Here is a 17,632-nt window from a genome sequence, read left to right on the forward strand (position 1 = left end):
TGAACGGCACGCGACGCTTGACCCGCGAGGAATTAGACAAGGTGGTGCCGCTCGTGGTGGAGCGGCTCACGGGGTTGTTTGGCTAGTCACGGGTGGTGACGAGGCAGAAAGGGGGCATAAGCGATGAAAAAGGTGGATCGATCCAACCCCAATCCCAATGCGCCGGGCCTTAGCTGTGGTGGAGCAGCGGGATGCCCGGATCCAGTTCGGCTTTGCCAAGGGCCTCTACACCCTAGAGGAAGCCACCACGCAACGGACCCAGGCGGTAAAAGAGCGTCAAGCCCTGGAAACGGCCTATACAAAGGTCCAGGGGCAGTTAGCCCATGCCGAGGCCGATACCACCGATGTGGATAGGGTGGTGCAGGCTCTGGAACACCTGTGGGATGTGTATAGCCACCTCCCCTTTGAGGGCAAGCGGGAACTCCTTCGCGGAGTAATTGCCGGGGTGGCACTCGAAAGCCAACAGCGGGGCGTCTTGACCGTCCAGCACATGGATGGTGGCCTGATCAGCGACCACGGGAAGGGCAAGCGGGTTTTGGCAATAGGAGCGAAAGGGTTGTGATCGGCGTTCACAACCCTCCGACGACGAAGGATAGCCGTAGGCCAGCCCGTCCCACTTGACACGGAAACGGATTTTTCCGAACGTCCATCGGCACGCTAACTGCATGGCTACAAAGAGAATTCAAACAGGACTTCTGATCCATGTATAGGCAGGGGTGATGGTTTATAGCCCCGGACTTACACGCAGAAGGAAGCTGGAAATATGCCGATGCCCATATGGGGTGGGGAACGATGAGCACAGGGCTCCATAGCTATCTAGATCGGCTCAACACCCAGATCCTGGACGAGATGTGGGAGGTTGAACCTTCGCAGCTCAGCAAGGTCCGCCGGTTTCTGTATCCACAGCTCAGGCTTTTGTACATCGTGGCCAACGGGTTTGTTGAGAATAATGTACCGCGCCAGGCAGCCGCGCTGACGTTCACCATGTTGCTTTCCATCGCCCCGTTCCTCGCCGTAACCTTCTCGCTCCTCAGGGCTTTCGGCGTACCTAATCGGCTGCAGCCGTTCCTGGTCGAGTTGCTGGCTCCCCTCGGTCCAAGTGCTAACGAGATCACCACTCGCCTGATCGGATTTGTGAATAACGTGGACGTGGGATCCCTAGGAGCGGTAGGCCTGATCGCCCTATTTGTTACGGTCGTGTCCCTGATGGGAAGTATCGAGCAGGCCTTTAATCAGGTCTGGGAAGTGAAAACGCCACGAGGGCTGGCCCGGAAGTTCACCGATTACCTGAGCGTGCTCCTGGTCGGTCCCGTTTTGGTGTTCTCGGCCATTGCGATCTTCGCTTCGGTTCAGAGCTCCGCGCTGGTGCAAGGTCTCATGGACATTGAGCCCTTTGGTACGATGATTCTGACCAGCCTCCGGCTGGTGCCGTATTTTATGCTCTGGGGAGCCCTCACCTTCCTCTACGTTTTCATGCCCAACACGAACGTGCAGATGGGGTCGGCTCTGATCGGCGGCCTGGTGGGGGCCATTCTCTGGGTCACCGCGGGATTGGTATTTGCCACGTTTGTGGCTTCTTCCACCAGATACTACGCTATCTACTCGAGCTTTGCCATCCTGTTCCTGTTACTCCTCTGGTTCTATGTAGGGTGGGTGATTGTGCTGTTAGGAGCGCAGGTGGCCTTTGCCAGTCAGCACTTGGACACCTATCAGGAAGGACGAAAGGCCTCGATGACCAGCGTGGCGGACCGGGAACGGCTGGTTTTACACTTCATGACACTGATCGGACACAATTTCTACTATGGGATGGAACCCTGGACCGCTCCAGCGTTGGCCCGGCGGTTTAACGCACCCAGGCAGCTGATCACCGAGCTGTTGCATACTCTCACCCAGGAGCAGTTGCTCGTTGCGGCATCGGACGGACAGGGATATGTCCCAGCCCGTGATCTCGAGCGAATCGGCCTCAAGGAGATTCTGGATTCGTTGCGGACGGCCGGGGGACCAGAAGAATTGCCGAATCGAGAGGGCAATAAGGATATGGTCGATGATGTGACCGAACAGGTAGATCGGGCGGTCGCTACCACCCTGGCCGGTAAGAGCCTCAAGAGTCTCGTCTTAAGCCAGCCCCCACCAAATCCCACCTCGGAATGAGGTTACATTCGCCGTAAGAATTTCCTTGACAAGTGAGTGACGGAAAGGGTAGTATCCGCCTACCCCAAGAGGTTCACAGAAGTCGCGGGCTCTAAGGGTCGTAAACCTGTTCGGGACCGGAAAAGGGGCTGTTAGCCGAACGGCGGCAGAACTGGATCCGGAATCAGATAGGGACGAAGGCCAGTGGGGACCGGGAAATAGGTGGATCACTTGGGGTACTTGTTTATTACCCAGAAAAGGGCAGAGGCCATGGTAGACGGAAGGGCAAAGATGTGGGGCCTGATCGGCCTCGTGGTGCTGGTCGCCGTTGTCGTGGGGGGAGCCCTCGCATTCCGGACAGCCGTTGGGGTCCTTAAAGGCAAGGTGGTGCAGGCCTTGGGCACGGGGAGCGAGATCAAAGAACTGAGCGTGGGCTGGTCCGGGGTGGAGGTACAGGGCCTCCGGATCAAGGGGACCCCGGGGTGGCCGGCGAAGGACGCCCTGCGGGCCGAGCGGGTGGTCATCGTTCCTAGCCTGCTGAGTCTCCTCTCGGGCCGGGTTCAGGTGGGTTCGATCACTATCGACAGGCCGTACGTCTCGGCGTTCCGGACGCGAGACGGGAGGCTGCAAGTTGTTCCTACCCTGCTGGCACAGCGGGACACGGAGCAACAGGCATCGGGCAACGGATCGACGTCAGCCCCGACCGTTACTCTTTCGCGCATCACGTTACAGGACGGCGTGGTGGAGCTGTTCGACGCCACCGTCGCTCGGCCACCCTTCAAGATCCGCATGGAGCAGATCCAGGCCTCCATTCAGAACGTGGTCACTCCGACGCTCGAGGGGAAGACGAAATTCGACCTGACGGGTGTGGTGAAGGGCGTCCAGCAGGATGGGCGCGCAACCGTCTCTGGATGGGCCGAGGTGGTGAGCAAGGACTCCTCGGTAAAGGTCCGGCTTCGGTCCGTGGATCTGGTAACATTCCAACCCTACCTCAGCAAGGCGGCAGAGACGCGGCTCCGAAAGGGGGCTTTGGACTTGGACCTCGACTCCCGGGTGAGCAAGAAGCGGCTAAACGCGCCAGGAAGAGTGGTCATCTCGAATCTCGAGTTTGCTCGCGGCGGCGGCACGTTTATGGGTGTGCCAGCCTCGGCCGTGGTGAGCACCCTCAAGAATAAGGACGACAAGATTGAAGTAGACTTCGTGATCGAAGGTGACATCGACAATCCCCGGTTTTCCCTGAACGAATACTTCGCCAAGCGCGTCGGGTCGGCCCTGGTGGGAAGCATCCAGCGAGCGGAAGCCGTGGAAAAAGCCCTGGAGGCGACCGGCGAATCTGGTAAGGAAGCGGAGGGAGTTCTTAGGGAGGTTCAGGGGCTCTTCGGTGGCCCGAAAAAGAAGTAGGGTGGTCTTTCTCCAGAAATCAGACACGCCTTCTCGGGCATGCTCGGGAGGGCGTTTTTCTTTAGAAGAACGATGAATCCAACATTAGGTGAGCAAAGCGCGTGAGCGAGACATCCTGTGACATCGCGATCGTCGGTGGCGGGATCATCGGGCTGGCAACCGCCTTGGCTTTGTCCGAGCGGGTCCCGAGACTGCAGCTTGCCGTGCTGGAAAAGGAATCCCGCCTCGCTGCCCACCAGAGCAGTCACAACAGCGGCGTGATCCACGCCGGTATCTACTACACGCCGGGCTCGTACAAAGCGTGCCTCTGCGTCGAGGGGGTGAAGCTGATGCTCACCTTCTGCGACATGTATGGAATCCAGTACGAGCGCTGCGGCAAAGTCATCGTTGCGACCTCGCCTGAAGAACTACCTCGCCTCGCCCAACTTTACAAGCGTGGGGTAGCAAACGGCGTGGCGGGCTTGGAGCGGATCGGGCCGGAACGGGTCCGGGAGATCGAACCCCACGCCAATGCGCTGGCGGCCATCTACTTGCCTGCGACTGGCATCGTCGACTTTGGTAAGGTGTCGATGACGATGGCCAGCGTCCTGCGGGGTCGGGAGACGGCCATCCTCACCGGGGCGCGCGTCGGGCGGATCGTCAGTGCGAATGGAGGGGTCGTGCTTGAAACCGCCTCGGGAACCGTCCGCGCCCGCGCCCTCATTAACTGCGCCGGCCTGTATGCCGACCGGGTCGCCCGGTTGATGGGCGTGCGGACCGACGTTCGAATCATCCCATTCCGGGGGGAATACTACAACTTAGTGCCAGACCGGAGACATCTAGTTCGGGGACTCATTTACCCAGCTCCCGACCCTGCCTTCCCTTTCCTCGGCGTCCACTTTACCCGGACGATCCACGGAGGGGTCGAGGCCGGGCCGAATGCCGTCCTTGCGTTTGCCCGCGAGGGCTACACGTTCATGCACATCCGGCTCGGCGAGGTCGCCGGGATGCTCGCCTATCCTGGCTTTTGGCGGATGGCGGCGCGCTACTGGCGAATGGGACTCTACGAGCTCTACCGGTCACTCAGCAGGTCGGCGTTCGTTCGAGCCCTGCAGCGTTTGGTCCCAGAGATCAGTCCGGCCGACCTCGAACCAGGAGGTGCCGGTGTCCGGGCCCAGGCGGTCGAGAAGGATGGCGCCCTCGTCGACGACTTTCGAATTGTCGAAACTCCCAAAGCGATCCACGTCCTCAACGCCCCGTCTCCCGCGGCGACCGCTTCGCTGGCAATCGGTCGGCACATCGCCGACCTGGCGGCGCGGACCCTCATATCGTGATTGCAACTCTTCTTCGCCGTCCAGCCGAGCTTAGGCTGAACAACGGAGAAATATAAATAGTCGTCTCTCCTCGAGAAGCACTCGGTGGTGTGTCGCGGCAAATCTTGCCCACCGGAGACGTGCGCATGCGGCCGTGGGTGGCATTGGAATATCCCTCTGATAGTCGAGCCTGACAAAAAAGGATCACCGCGTGAGATGCACACAACCGGCGAGAAATAAGGGGTTTCTGGGGTATGGGGCCTACTTTCTGTAAGCTCTGAAGGGCTCCGTCACAGAAAGACACCTGGGAACCAACCGAGCATTTTGTATCTGGCATAAGGCTTGCCAGACCATATGGTTGGTTGAGCACGAGGTATGGGATGGGCGTTACGCGAACGCGCTATCCCGATCACAAATGAGGATCCGGAATTGAGCATGCATACGATCAAAGAATTTAGCGATAAGGAGCTCGAGGAACTTCAGGAGAAGGGAATCTCCCCGTACCACATTGCTCGTTTCCTCGAAGCCCTTCGGAACAATGTCGATCCCTCCTCGCTTCGTAGATTGTTCGCTCAGCAGGAAAGCGAGGAACAAGATCAGTCTGACTGGTACATTTGAATCCCGCCCGATTTACCCCTCTGTGTGTCCACTCGATAGGCTGACAAAACCTCTGGAATCAGGGCTGCGTTTCCTCCTAGCTCTCTCGGAAATACCAATTGCTTCGAGGATCATTCTGCCGATTGGGCGTGGCCATAATACAGTAGATGGAGTCGGGCAGGGCTCACCCCGAAGAAGTACAGAAACCGAAGCGTCCACATCAGAAGGACCGTCCTGAGGAGTCCCTCCTGCTCCCACTTCCGGACCGAGGCGGTCACTCGGAGGGGAAGGCAGGCGATACGTCCCCGACGCTTAAGGCGTTTCGTGAACTCTACATCCTCCATCAGCGGAATGTTAGGGTAGCCACCCATCTCTGCAAAGATTTTCTGCCTCACAAAGATGGCATGATCGCCGGTCGCGATCCGGGTCAGGCGGGAACGGAGGTTCATAAAAAATGCGATGACCTGCATGGCGAGCCTGGAACTCTCCAGGTTGATGTCGAATCGTCCACCGACGGTGTCGGGATCGGCCAGTGCCCCGCGGATGGCCTCTGAGGCCCCATGGGGTAAGACCGCATCGGCATGGAGGAAGAGGAGGACTTCTCCCTGGGCCTCGTGGACCCCGGCATTCATCTGCCTGGCCCTTCCCCTCGGGCTCATGACAGGCCGGGCAAAGGGAAACCGTCCCACCACCTGCAGAGTCTCATCTGTTGATCCCCCATCCACCACGATGACCTCTGCCCCGGGACACTTGTCGGGCAGGTCCGGCAAGAGCCGCTCGAGGTTAGGTGCCTCGTTGACGACGGGGATGATCACACTCAGCATCTGTGCACGACGGATTCGCCTGTCCTGGCAAGTCCACGTGAACCGGAGAACGATGACAGGACGTTACCTCATCTGAAACGGTTTATCAAGGGAGAGCCCGAGGTCCTGTTTCAGTAGATTCGAGGGCCGGAGAAGCAAGGATACCTGTACCATCCTTGGTGAGGTATCCGGTGGGACAATGGGTCGGAGGGCAAACTGGAGCGTGGGTACGGGACGAGGATGCCGTGGCACCCTCGTCCCGTTCGAGAAGGAAATGCACAGCTATCCCGGGTAGCGCGCGTATCGGGAGAATGTCAACCATATCGGGCTTATGCCTTCGGTACTCCTTGCCCAAAGTCGTCTCACGATTGCTCTCCCGTTATGCTCCCAATACAGCAGACCCATCTCCCGTAGCTTCTTCCTCGCCCGAGGGTCGCCGCGCTTTGCCCGGTTTAAGATGACAAGCTTTTGATTAACGTTCTGACTGCTTGACTTTATTGTTCTTGTCGGTCTCATGCTTTCTTCTCCAGAGCGACGAAGAAACTTCCTCGGTCCCGCTTCACCAGGAGCAAGAGCGCTTCCTCGTCGTCGGCTTTGGCGATGACATCCGTGACGTCTTTAACCGAGTTCGCCGGTTGGCGGTTCACCTGGAGGATGATGTCACCCGTATGGATGCCTGCCAGATCCGCAGGGCTCCCTGGCTGGACGCCGGCGACTACAACGCCGTGATCAGCGTTCAGGCCAAGCTCCTTCGCCATCTGAGGGGTTACATCCTGGAGCAGAAGTCCCCACTTTCCCTTTGCGGCTTTGCTGGACTCCTCACTATTGGCCGACTCGGAGGGGAGCTTTCCGACGGTGATGGGAAGCTGGTGTTTTATGCCATCCCGGAGAATGGTGACGGTGACCTCCTGGCCCACCGGAGTTTCGGCAACCATGGCTGGCAGGTCGCGGACGCCTTTGACCGTCTTGTTGTTGAAGGCGATGATCACGTCACCGCGCCGGATCCCTGCCTTTTTGGCAGGGCTCGCCGATACGACATCTCCCACAAGGGCCCCCTTCCTGTTCTCTAGCTTGAGCGCCTTCGCCAAGTCAGGGGTGATCGACTGGATGCTGACCCCGAGGTAGCCGCGGGTCACCTCACCGGTCGCCACCAACTGCGGAATGAGGGGCTTGACCATGTTGATCGGGATGGCAAATCCGATCCCTTGCCCCATGGGATTGATCGCAGTGTTGATACCGACCACCTCACCCCTCACGTTGAACAGAGGGCCGCCGGAGTTACCTGGGTTGATGGAAGCATCGGTCTGAATGAAATCATCGTAAGGGCCGGCACCGATGATGCGTCCCTTGGCACTCACGATCCCGGCGGTCACGGTGTTGCTCAAGCCAAACGGGTTCCCGATGGCAACGACCCAGTCACCGACGTTCAGGTGATCGGAGTCACCCATGGCCGCGACGGGGAGAGGCTCTGTGGCGTCGATCTTCAGCACCGCCAGGTCTGTTTTGGGATCTCGTCCCACGATTCGCGCTGTGTGCTCCTGCTTGTCGGACAGGGTAACGGTCACCTCCTTGGCGCCTTCCACCACATGGTTGTTCGTCACGATGTAGCCGTCACGGCTGATGATGACTCCCGATCCTGCCCCCTGGGGACGAAAGTGCTCGGGGGGGTGTGGCATCTCCTTGAAAAATCGTTTAAAGAACTCTCCGAAGGGCCCTTCTGGACTCTGGGGCCATTGAAAGGCTGCAACTTTCTCAACCTTGGTTACCTTAATATTGACGACGGTCGGTCCCAGTTTATTCACCAGGTCGGCAAAGGAGCTGGGTTTGGCCGGCGCCGCCAATGTCTTGGCTCTGGTGTCGTGATCCTCAAGCTCTGAAGGGCCTTTTCCATGGAGGTCGGCCGCCATCCCAAGGCCGACCAGGAGAAAGGACAAGGCGACAGCCGCCAACGTCGTTGGCCCAAAGCGCTTGTGGTTCAAGTACTCCCGTACCCTGTACACCATCTGTGATCCTCCTCTGTTTCTGTCAAGGATTTGCCGAGCCATCCGCCCCGATGACGGAACGCCCCTTTGGTTTCAACACAGATGAATATAGAGCGGGATCATTAGAGAAAGATTAACCAAGGATTAGAAATTGCTCATGGAAGGGAATCGAAAAGGGGGGCCGATGGGTGGCTTGCTCAGGAATTGAGGGGAAGCAGGACCGTAAAGGTGCTTCCTTGCCCGGTGGTGCTTTCGACCTCGATCTTTCCGCCATGGGCCTCGGCGATTGATTGGGCGATGCAGAGTCCGAGACCGGCGCCGCTTTCACCGTGCGAGCGGGCCTCGACAGCTCGGTAGAATCGTTGAAAGATCCGCTCCTGGTCTTCACCGGAGAGGCCAATCCCGGTATCTGAGACCTGGAGAGATACCCATCCTCCATCCCGTTGCACGGAAAGTGTGACGTGGCCGCCGGTTGGCGTGTACGTGATCCCGTTGTCCACCAGGTTCAGAAGAAGCCGCCTGAGGCGCTCGTAATCCCCCTGGATTGAAATGGGCTCGACCAGCCCTAGGTCGAGGGTGAGGGCATGGGTGTCGGCCAGGACCTTGGTCTGTCCATAGACCTCTTCCACGAGCTGGGCTAAGTCTACCGGTTGGCGGTCCATTCGAAGCACCCCGGCATCGGCGCGAGCAAGAAGTAAAAGGCCCTCAACCAGATGGGCGATCCTGTCGATCTCTTCGAGGGCACTCTTGAGGATGCGCTGATATTCGTCTGGGCTCCTCGGCGAGCGAAGGGCGACCTCCAGCTCACCTTTCAGGATGGTAAGAGGGGTTTGAAGTTCGTGGGAGGCGTCGGCACTAAATTGACGGATCTGGCTAAAGGCGGCATCTAAACGCCCGAGCATTTCGTTGAGGGTTTTCGCCAGCCGGTCCAGTTCGTCTTGGGTACCGGTCTCTTCGATGCGCTCGGCGAGATGTTCCGCGCTGATTCGACGGGCGGCATCCGTCATGCGGTCCACCGGCTTGAGTGCCCGATGGGCCAAAATCCATCCGCCTCCACCTGCGAACAAAAGACCGAGGGGAAGCATCGCTGCCATGATCAAGAGAAAGCGATGACGCGTCATGTACATACTCTCCAGTGACATGCCCACCTGGATGAGGTTTACGACACGGCCGGCCCTGACGACGGGAAATGTCAGCACCCGGACCGGATATTGCCCCATGTCCTGGATTGTCTCGAACGTCGGACGTTCCTCTGAGGCGTTCTTCAGAGCCGTTGGGCTGAGCGGTAGCTTCCCGGCGCTGGGGCGAGGCCATCGGGGATCCAGGCGTCCAAAGGGATCACGCATCTCAAAGTATCGATCGAACGGGGAGAAACCGAAGAAGCGGCGGAAGACAGCATCGATGTCCGGGCGAAAGAACGTGCTGGATGGTCGAGGGGCCTGTTGGGCCAGGATTTGGGCAACCCCTCTGAGGGCGGCATCCGAGTCACGGGAAAGGTTATACACCAAGAGTCCATAGGCCGTGCTTCCCAAGAGGAGAAAGGTCACGGTCAGCAGGCTCGTGTACCAGAGGGTGAGGCGTGCCCTGATGGACCGGATGCGCATGGTCACTCCGCTTTCAGCACGTAGCCGGCTCCCCGCACCGTGTGGATTAACTTCGGCTCCCGGCCAGCTTCGATCTTCTTCCTGAGGTAGTTCACGTAGACATCGATGACGTTGGTCATCGTGTCGAAGTCATAGTCCCAAACATGCTCGGAAATCATGGTCCTGGTCAACACCCGCCCAGAGTTGCGCATGAAGTAGGCCAGAAGGGCGAACTCTTTCGGGGTCAGGTCGATCTTCTCACCGCCACGCGAGGCAAGACGCCGGGCCGGGTCGAGCGTCAGATCGCCAACCTGGAGGACTGGCGCCTCTGCGTCAGCTCGTCGTCGGAGCAAAGCCCGGACCCTGGCAAGGAGCTCCTGGAATGCGAAGGGCTTGGTGAGGTAGTCGTCAGCACCCGCATCCAGGCCTAAGACCTTATCCTCGATAGTTGCCCTCACCGTGAGGAGGAGGACTGGTGTGGTCACTTTTTTCTTTCGCAGCTCTTGCAGCACGCCGAGCCCGTCCATTCTGGGAAGGTGGATGTCAAGGATGATCAGGTCATGGACCCCATCCAGGGCCATCCCTAAGCCCTCTTCCCCATCGGGGGCGACGTCAACCGCGTAGCCCTCCTCTTCCAGCCCTTTCTTGACGAAGCGGGCAACCTTTTTCTCGTCTTCCACGACGAGGAGTCGCATCGGCTAAACTCCTAACAAACATCGCAGATGAACTGTGAGAGGTGAGGACAATCAGGTTTCGGTACCATCTTAATACTAGGCCAGTAGGTGCATAAGTCAATCCCGCCACCACTTCAGTCAAAGCGGTGCCGTCGCCAGACATAGCCTGGTTCCAGAATAGTCCCTGGGTCCTTGATGGTTTCCAGACCCTTGAGTGCGTCGAGCAGGATCGTCCGCTGCTGCTTGACCTGAAAGGCCTCCCCGAGAGGATGGCCAAAGGGGTAACGAAGGGAGAAGGCCCGGGGGGGCTTGACCCGCTTTGTGATCTCCTTTTGGAGCGTGATGCCAATGGTGGGAATTCCCCTGGCCTCGATCGTCCGCTGGATCAGGCCCACGGCCTGGTTGCAGAGGCCTCAGGTGGGCGTGAGAAAAACGGCCTCGGCCCCGTCCCGGACCAGGAGTTCGGCCACTTGGGGGGCTGTCTCTTCCATAAGAGTCTTGAGGTGGGGTCCGTCGATGTGGCCCATGAAGCTATAGAGGGTGGACGTGATGTTTCCGATCACTCCTTCATCCCTGAGTTCCTGGAGCCGGTCGATGGGGAGGACGACGTTGATGTCGCTATCTGCCGCGGAATGATCGTAGTACTTGTGGGTGATCGTGAGATCCGTTCTGTCCGCATCCGTAGGGAAGGCCCGAAAGCTTGCGTCCCCGTCCGGATCCTCCATATTGAAGGGGGGCTGGGACTTCAGGTGAACCCCGGCGGTGGTGACCATTGCAATGCGGCACTCTCGAAGAGGCTTGCCGAGGGGGGTCCAGGGGATGCCCTTGCCTTCGATAAACTGGTGGTGTCTTGCCCAGCGCTCGGCCAACCACGGAAAATGTTTGAAGACCTGAACGAGTACACTGTTCGTGAATTTACTTACCCAACGGGTGCTCTTCATCTCGGCATCACCACTGGATATGACCGACGTCCGACGACCGTTGACCGCCAAGCCCCTTCCTCTTTCTGCTGTTGTTCTCTTCCAAGCTGTCGTCGGTCGTCGGTGAACGGTCAACGGTCTCTCAATATTTGCCGCGAGCTCGCTCCTTGGCCGGGAGGATTTCGAGGCATGTGGTCCACCAGCCGGTCCGGATGGTCTCGATGAACTCCAGTGGCAGATCCTCTTGCTCCATTTCCTGCGCCAGCGTTTTGTGGTCGTAGTGGACCGGGATGAACTCTACTTGGAGGTCATCCCCAGCGGTAAGCAGGGTGTACCAGACATGCACTTGACCGTCGTTCTCGGGTCGGCCAATGGTTCCCACGTTGATAATATGGCCGCACCCGTTCAGCGCCCGATGCCATTTGATCCCGGTGTGGGTGCAAAGCAGGATGTCGGTCTCGAAGTCCCGACAGAACTTTTCCAGGAGGCAGTTGGGCGAGGTGCTCTCCCACAGGAACTCGTTGATCCGCCGGGGAGAGCCGTGACACATGAGAACGCGATACTGCCCGAGTTTCACACGCCGATGTGTTGGGAGCTTGCCAAGCCACGCCTTGTTTTCGTGCGAGGTCTTTCGGAAGGTGTACTCGTAGCTCAGTTGGGCGAAGTAGTTGTCCCGTGGGTCAGTGTAGCCGCAATGACAATTATCCAGGCCGATCGCGAGGGACTGGTCGTAATTACCCTGGATGGCCAGGACCTTCCCCTCATCCAGCAGGGGGAAGATCCGATCCGGGTGTGGACCAAAGGCCCCCATATCTCCGAGGCAAAAAACGGCCTCGACCTCTCGCCGCCGAATATCTTCCAGCGCGGCCTCGAGGGCGAGATAGTTGTTGTAGATCCCCCCACAGACGGCAATCCGCCTGTACTCCTTTGGTTCAGAGTTCAGAGTTGAGAGTTGAGAGTCCATGGGTTTCATCGTTCATGCATGGTTCATAGTTCAGAGTTCATGGTTTATAAATTCAAGTTTCCTAGCAGAGGTTCCCCGTCCAATAGTGAAAGCTCTTGTTTATGCTTCATCTTCTCTCTGAACCCTGAACCATCTCAATTCTTGCAAGTCATCCCTGTCTCGTAGCAGGTCACGCACGCCGTGTGGTAGAGGTCGCAGGGTTTGAATGCCTCCTTGAGGCTCTTCTCGGAAAGGCGTGCCTGCGGCAGCCCGGCCAGGATGGGACAGGCGTACACCCCCCCTTCAGCCACCACGCGGGTCTCCGAACACTGGAGGAGGGAATAGTCGAACCCGTCAAGCATTTCCGGCGTGAGCAGCGGCCCCCCCTCTCCTTCCATCCGCCCAATGGAAAAAACGGGCATGATCTTCATTCGAGGCTTGGTGATGCCGAGCGAGAGGATGAGGTCCCGAAATTGCTCGTACATCCCGCTCCCTTCTGGCAGCTCATCCCTCAAAATCTCCGTGGCAGTGACGATAGGGAGAAGTCCGCGACTGTGAAGCACCTGCAGCGCCCGGATGGCTTTCGAAAATGCCCCTTGTCCTCGAATTCGGTCATTCTTTTCCGGATCCACATCGTCGATGCTGATCCGGATCTCGAGGGAGTAGGGAGAGTTTTGGGCCAACTCCGCCAGATGGTCCGCAACCTGGTCGGTAATCAGGGTTCCGTTGGTCAGTATCGTGGTCGGTGCCACCTCGAGGGCGTGGGCGGTGAGAAGGAGTATATCTTTGTGAAGGAAAGGCTCTCCTCCAGTGTAGTAGATCTCTTTGATGCCGAGTTCGGCCCCCTCCTTGATGGACCGGATCACCATATCTGTGTCCAAGCTTTTGAGCCAGGGATTGTGGGGACCGCTGCTGTTGAGACAATGGGTGCAGGTTAGGTTACACCATGTCCCGGTCACTTGGATCCAAAGCGTGCTTAGTTCCAAAAGCGGTGCGGTCGGGATGGTCAACGTCGGTTCTCCATCACGGCGGCCAGGCGGCGAGCGAATTTCGCATAGGCCACGCGTTCATAGGCCCAGGGGACGAGAAAAAGACCCGTGCAGAGGAGGAGTCCGTAGAAGTTCACGCCCAGCAGCATAGCATACCGGCCGTTGCCGATCGCCAGGGCAGATGGGACCCACCCCAGGGTGTACAGGATGCCAAGTCCCAGTCCGGGCCAGAATGCGAAATGGAAGGACGCGCGCGGGACAGACGGGAGGAAGTGGAGAATGAAGATGGGCGCCAGCCCCATCACCATGGTTCCGCTGATGGTGGTGGCCTGGAGGATGGAAGCCCCGGCAAAGAGAGGAAGGTTCCCCAGGAGTGCGATGACCACCATGGCCACCTTTCCAATCCCCACACGGTCCCTCCAGCGCTCGAACCCGATGGCGGCCAGGTCAACTCCGGCTTCCTTAGAAATAGAGCTGAGCGTGGAGTCGAGGGTGGAGCCGGCCGAGCAGAGCATGATGACGTTCATCGCAAAGAGAATACCCAGGCCGAAGGACGCCGCCACGACCCGGGGTGCATCGTCGGTAAAGGCCAGTCCCTGCTTAAAGGCGTAAATGCCGATCATACTGGAGAGGATGATGAAGAGAATTCCACCAATCCCCGCCGCCCAGAAGGCGGGAACCGTCGCTTGACGGTCCGCAATGAAAGCCCGGTCAGTGAGGACCGGATCGTGAAAGGGGTAACTCCAGATCTGGAGGAAAGCCACCAGGAGGATGTCGAGGCCTCCGCGAAAAGAAAACTCGCCCGCCTGGAGGAGCTCTACCGGTCCGACTCGGGGGAAGAGGTGGAACAGGAGGAAGAAGAGAAAGAATCCGGCCAGCCCGAGTTGCAGCATGTCTGTAACGATCGAGCTCCTGAGCCCCCCTTTCAGACTGTAGATGAGGGTCAGGGCGGTAAAGACAAAGGCGGCGGCGTAATACGGAAAGGATCCTTTCTGCCCGAAGTAGGAGCCGACCACCGCCGTGTTGCTCCACACCTCGTTGAAGAGCCGAATGGTGATAACCAGGAGGAAGGCCGTCGCGGCGGTCCGACCGTAACGGCTGACGAGAAACTCGGAGAGGCTCCGGACACCGTGCCGTTTGCGGATCGAGACGATGACAATCCCTGCTACCGGGATGGAGAGGTAATACGTGGCGTAGGCGAGTCCGCCCACGATGCCGTACGTCGCTCCCAGGTTTGCGGCGTTGGTGACCGACTTGGCGAATATCCAGGTGATAAAGGTGCTGCACGTGAGCAACCAGAAACCGGTCTCTCGCCCTTGGGCGTCGTATCCCCAGTAGAACGCTTTGGAGTCGGTGGCTCGGGGCGAGACGAGAAACATCAATATCCCGTAGCCGACAAGGGCCACCCAGAGCAGCGTCATATCACCCTCAGTGCAAGCCTATAGCATTTTTCGAGTGTATTTATAGCACCTTATGGAGACTAAGACAACGTGAGGCGAACGTGAGGTGCAGAGGATAGCGGGAGAGTTCTCCGATCGTTGAGGAGTGCCTTGAGAAGAATGGTCAACGATTTGAGTCTGTCGGCTTCTTGGCAGGGCGGGACTCCTGATCCGAGTGAGGCAATCTACAACTCCCCTGTCCAGAGGAGGCTTGAGGACCTCAGCCATACTTGGACTGGAGCAAGACGAGACCCAACACCAATGCGATCCCGAGAATTACTTCGAACATATTATCAATCCTCAGAAATAGCCTGCTCGCTCACCGGACGAATCCGCGGGTTCGGCTTCATTGAATAGTGTAACACGGATTGGACCGTCTTTATTCCCCGCCGAGAATCGGTCATCTGGCTAGCCGCCGGCCGGGTAAAGGAAATTCCTGGACGATTTTCAGAATCCGGGCTGGTCCCCTGGCCTTGGGATTGCCCAGATTGATGTCCCGGGCTCTCTTGAGGCCTTTTGTAGGCTGGTACCAAGCGACCTCCAAAAGCTCACCCGTGAGATTGTAGGTCTCCGCGTAATCCACCGGGCGTCGGAATCTGGGATTGCTGTAGAGAAAAACGATTAACCGGTCGTTCACGCTGATCAGCCGTTGAAAGACGTAGTCTTTCTTTGGCGGGACATTGACTGGGACGAGGACCTGATCTCCTCGCAGGTTGACCAGAGTCCTTTGGGACTCTGCGTGAAGGGGAGTGGGAATCGCCAGGCTCAAGGACCCGTACAGAATGATAAAGGTCCAGATGAAGATGCTGTACCACAATTTCATGGTTTGCTCCCTCTTTTGGTTAGATGCCGGAGCCAGTCAAAAGGTTTCATCTCAGTTTCCGTAATCCCTTAACAGTTTCCGAAGCATCTGGCGCCCTCGAAAGAGACGCGTCTTGACCCAGTAAAGAGGTACGCTTGGTTCGTTAGCGCCATGCCCAAATGGATGCTGTCGCAATTAGGCCGGATACGAAGGAAGTACGCCGGGAAGTAGCCGCTGGTTTCACCACGACCTCACCCACCATCGCTGCCCCCTCGTGGGGGATACAGAAGTACCGATACGTACCCGGGACCTTGAAGGTGTGCCGAAAATTACTCTCGGGGTCTATGTTGCCGGAGTCAAACGGCTCCGCCCCCTTGGGCAGGATGACACTCTCGTGCTTAGTCGCAACTACAGGGTCCGCGGTTACCGTATGAACGAGTAGAGAGCGGTTTTTCCACTCGACCGTGTCCCCGACGTTTACCGTGACTTTTTGCGGCGTGTACGTCAGTTGATTGGTCAGCTCGACCACGGCCACCGGGTCCGCCGCGACGACCTTGGACTGCTGAAGCCCAACCCCAGCGGCCGTGACCACCAGAATCAGAAGCAGAGGGACAAAGCGGAAACCGGTCCGGGGAAATTTCCCGGCCGGTCTCCGGATCGCCTTCAGTGCGCCAAGCGAGATGTTAGCCACGTTCAGCCTGTATCTCTAAGTTTTCAAACATGACGTGCCAGAACGGCAGTTCCATCCCATTGGGTAGGGCAAAGCCGGTCTTGACCGCGTTGTGCACAAATCGCCCTTCCTTCATCAAAGGCTGCATCGGGGGGACCATGAGGTGAAAATGCACCCTGGTGGGTGTTACCTCATCGTCAAAGGCCAGCTTGTAGCCCGCCGTTCGCACGTATTCCGTGAGCATGCCGTGAATGAGACGCGGCTTGTCGAGCACCTTGCCGTTTTTGCTCACCTCACCTATCCCCCAGAAGGCAAAGTATGTAAACTCAGTGGGCATCAATCCGGTGCCGACGCGGGTGAACCCGTGCAGGATATGGTTGGTCACAACCCCGCCGAAAGTCGGGAACTCCACGCCGTGGGTCGCCAGCATCTTGCAGCATTTCACCATGTACGTATTGCCGGCCTTATCCTTCCAACTGGCTCGCATCTGCACCGAGTCGTCGCTGCGGGCCGCGTCCGTGGCCGTGGCGTCAATCCCCTTCAACACCAAGTTCCCGTCGGCCATTACGATGTGCTTGTCACCGAACGGCGACTTCTTTTTCATCACCGTGTAGCCATTCCCCTCCGTGGCGCGGAGCATTGGGGGTAGGCCATTGATGCCGGGCGTTCCGCCATAACCGCGAGGCAGGGCAGGTGTCCCAAACACGTTTTTGTCGATTCGCCGGTTGTCCGGAAGGGCCACAAAGACGCCCCCCTTGGTCTGGGTGATCTGCACCGTGATCGGGCCACCCAGCACACTTAACGGTTTCTGGACACCCTTGTGGGCATCAAGGTAACCGCGGGCTGGCGCCAACTGCTGTAGCTCCTTCATTTTTTCCTTCATCCCCTGCGTCTTCATGTCCGCATGGGCCTGCGGGCCCGCACACCCGGAGAGTATGAGCGCGGCGGTCAGGCCCATGAATACTAATGAAAGGAACAACGGGAAGCTCATTCGAAGCCTTTTAAGGGATCTCATTCATATACCTCCTTGAGAGTAGTGAGTCTATCCGTTCTAACGATCGTTCACTTCTCGTTCGGAACCTTGTGTGAAGTCAGTGGCAACTGTGCATATGCTTCCTCCCTTCTTAAGCTGAAAGCCGCGGCCAGCTGGACGCCCCGGCCCGAAGGAGTTTGAGCACCCCCAACCTCCTTTGGCATACTTCAGCTGTTCAACTGATCAAGGTGCAGGGCGGTTCCCGAGACGCTTTTTCATTTTTCAGATGGTTCAGGATCGGAGTGGCATGTCTTTTCGCCGCCATCGGTCTCCACACACATCCTCGATGGTCCCGAAAACCTCCAGCCCCGCTCCGAATACCACCAACTGGACCTGGTGACCGCCGTGTCCTCCACGGGCTTGGCCGCCACCGT

17 protein-coding genes are annotated in these 17,632 nt (G+C 58.3%); 5 read left to right on the plus strand and 12 right to left on the minus strand.

Annotated features, from left to right (window positions below; genetic code table 11):
• Positions 1–157: 157 nt before the first annotated feature.
• The 5 genes from O6929_02040 to O6929_02060 all read left to right on the plus strand — a co-directional run bounded on the left by O6929_02040 (position 158) and on the right by O6929_02060 (position 5,441).
• Positions 158–562 carry a hypothetical protein gene (locus tag O6929_02040; protein MCZ6479177.1) on the plus strand — a complete coding sequence of 135 codons (405 nt, stop codon included), beginning with the start codon at positions 158–160 and terminating at the stop codon, positions 560–562.
• Positions 563–792: 230 nt separating this feature from the next.
• The gene (locus O6929_02045; protein ID MCZ6479178.1) at positions 793–2,151 is read left to right on the plus strand and encodes a YihY family inner membrane protein; all 1,359 of its coding nucleotides are present in this window, start codon (positions 793–795) and stop codon (positions 2,149–2,151) included.
• Positions 2,152–2,361: 210 nt separating this feature from the next.
• On the plus strand, positions 2,362–3,531 hold the full coding sequence (locus tag O6929_02050; protein ID MCZ6479179.1) for a DUF748 domain-containing protein: 1,170 nt from the start codon (positions 2,362–2,364) through the stop codon (positions 3,529–3,531).
• A gap of 101 nt (positions 3,532–3,632) precedes the next feature.
• Positions 3,633–4,844 (plus strand): L-2-hydroxyglutarate oxidase, encoded by a 1,212-nt coding sequence (lhgO, locus tag O6929_02055; protein ID MCZ6479180.1) that lies wholly within the window; start codon positions 3,633–3,635, stop codon positions 4,842–4,844.
• A gap of 354 nt (positions 4,845–5,198) precedes the next feature.
• Positions 5,199–5,441 (plus strand): hypothetical protein, encoded by a 243-nt coding sequence (locus O6929_02060; GenBank protein ID MCZ6479181.1) that lies wholly within the window; start codon positions 5,199–5,201, stop codon positions 5,439–5,441.
• A 110-nt stretch (positions 5,442–5,551) separates the two neighbouring features.
• Here the strand turns inward: O6929_02060 and O6929_02065 are convergent, their stop codons facing one another.
• The 12 genes from O6929_02065 to O6929_02120 all read right to left on the minus strand — a co-directional run bounded on the left by O6929_02065 (position 5,552) and on the right by O6929_02120 (position 17,240).
• Positions 5,552–6,244 (minus strand): TIGR04283 family arsenosugar biosynthesis glycosyltransferase, encoded by a 693-nt coding sequence (locus O6929_02065; GenBank protein MCZ6479182.1) that lies wholly within the window; start codon positions 6,242–6,244, stop codon positions 5,552–5,554.
• Positions 6,245–6,735: 491 nt separating this feature from the next.
• Positions 6,736–8,226 carry a DegQ family serine endoprotease gene (locus O6929_02070; GenBank protein ID MCZ6479183.1) on the minus strand — a complete coding sequence of 497 codons (1,491 nt, stop codon included), beginning with the start codon at positions 8,224–8,226 and terminating at the stop codon, positions 6,736–6,738.
• A gap of 176 nt (positions 8,227–8,402) precedes the next feature.
• Positions 8,403–9,809 (minus strand): ATP-binding protein, encoded by a 1,407-nt coding sequence (locus tag O6929_02075; GenBank protein ID MCZ6479184.1) that lies wholly within the window; start codon positions 9,807–9,809, stop codon positions 8,403–8,405.
• 2 nt (positions 9,810–9,811) lie between these two features.
• The gene (locus O6929_02080) at positions 9,812–10,483 is read right to left on the minus strand and encodes a response regulator transcription factor (GenBank protein ID MCZ6479185.1); all 672 of its coding nucleotides are present in this window, start codon (positions 10,481–10,483) and stop codon (positions 9,812–9,814) included.
• A gap of 113 nt (positions 10,484–10,596) precedes the next feature.
• Positions 10,597–10,857: a hypothetical protein gene (locus tag O6929_02085; protein ID MCZ6479186.1), complete on the minus strand. Its 261-nt coding sequence runs from the start codon at positions 10,855–10,857 to the stop codon at positions 10,597–10,599.
• Between the two features lie 18 nt (positions 10,858–10,875).
• A complete protein-coding gene (locus tag O6929_02090; GenBank protein MCZ6479187.1) occupies positions 10,876–11,454 on the minus strand; it encodes a glycine/sarcosine/betaine reductase selenoprotein B family protein in 579 nt (192 codons plus the stop codon).
• Between the two features lie 70 nt (positions 11,455–11,524).
• Positions 11,525–12,355: a metallophosphoesterase family protein gene (locus O6929_02095; protein MCZ6479188.1), complete on the minus strand. Its 831-nt coding sequence runs from the start codon at positions 12,353–12,355 to the stop codon at positions 11,525–11,527.
• Between the two features lie 125 nt (positions 12,356–12,480).
• Positions 12,481–13,335 (minus strand): radical SAM protein, encoded by an 855-nt coding sequence (locus tag O6929_02100; protein ID MCZ6479189.1) that lies wholly within the window; start codon positions 13,333–13,335, stop codon positions 12,481–12,483.
• The gene (locus O6929_02105; GenBank protein MCZ6479190.1) at positions 13,332–14,735 is read right to left on the minus strand and encodes a sodium:solute symporter; all 1,404 of its coding nucleotides are present in this window, start codon (positions 14,733–14,735) and stop codon (positions 13,332–13,334) included. The genes O6929_02100 and O6929_02105 overlap by 4 nt, the downstream gene beginning before the upstream one ends.
• 418 nt (positions 14,736–15,153) lie before the next feature.
• Positions 15,154–15,576: a hypothetical protein gene (locus O6929_02110; GenBank protein MCZ6479191.1), complete on the minus strand. Its 423-nt coding sequence runs from the start codon at positions 15,574–15,576 to the stop codon at positions 15,154–15,156.
• A gap of 142 nt (positions 15,577–15,718) precedes the next feature.
• Positions 15,719–16,246, minus strand: coding sequence for a plastocyanin/azurin family copper-binding protein (locus O6929_02115; GenBank protein MCZ6479192.1), 528 nt, complete (start codon positions 16,244–16,246; stop codon positions 15,719–15,721).
• The gene (locus tag O6929_02120; protein MCZ6479193.1) at positions 16,239–17,240 is read right to left on the minus strand and encodes a hypothetical protein; all 1,002 of its coding nucleotides are present in this window, start codon (positions 17,238–17,240) and stop codon (positions 16,239–16,241) included. The genes O6929_02115 and O6929_02120 overlap by 8 nt, the downstream gene beginning before the upstream one ends.
• Between the last annotated feature and the right edge of the window lie 392 nt (positions 17,241–17,632).

The organism is Candidatus Methylomirabilota bacterium (assembly GCA_027293415.1).
GTDB lineage: Bacteria > Methylomirabilota > Methylomirabilia > Methylomirabilales > CSP1-5 > CSP1-5.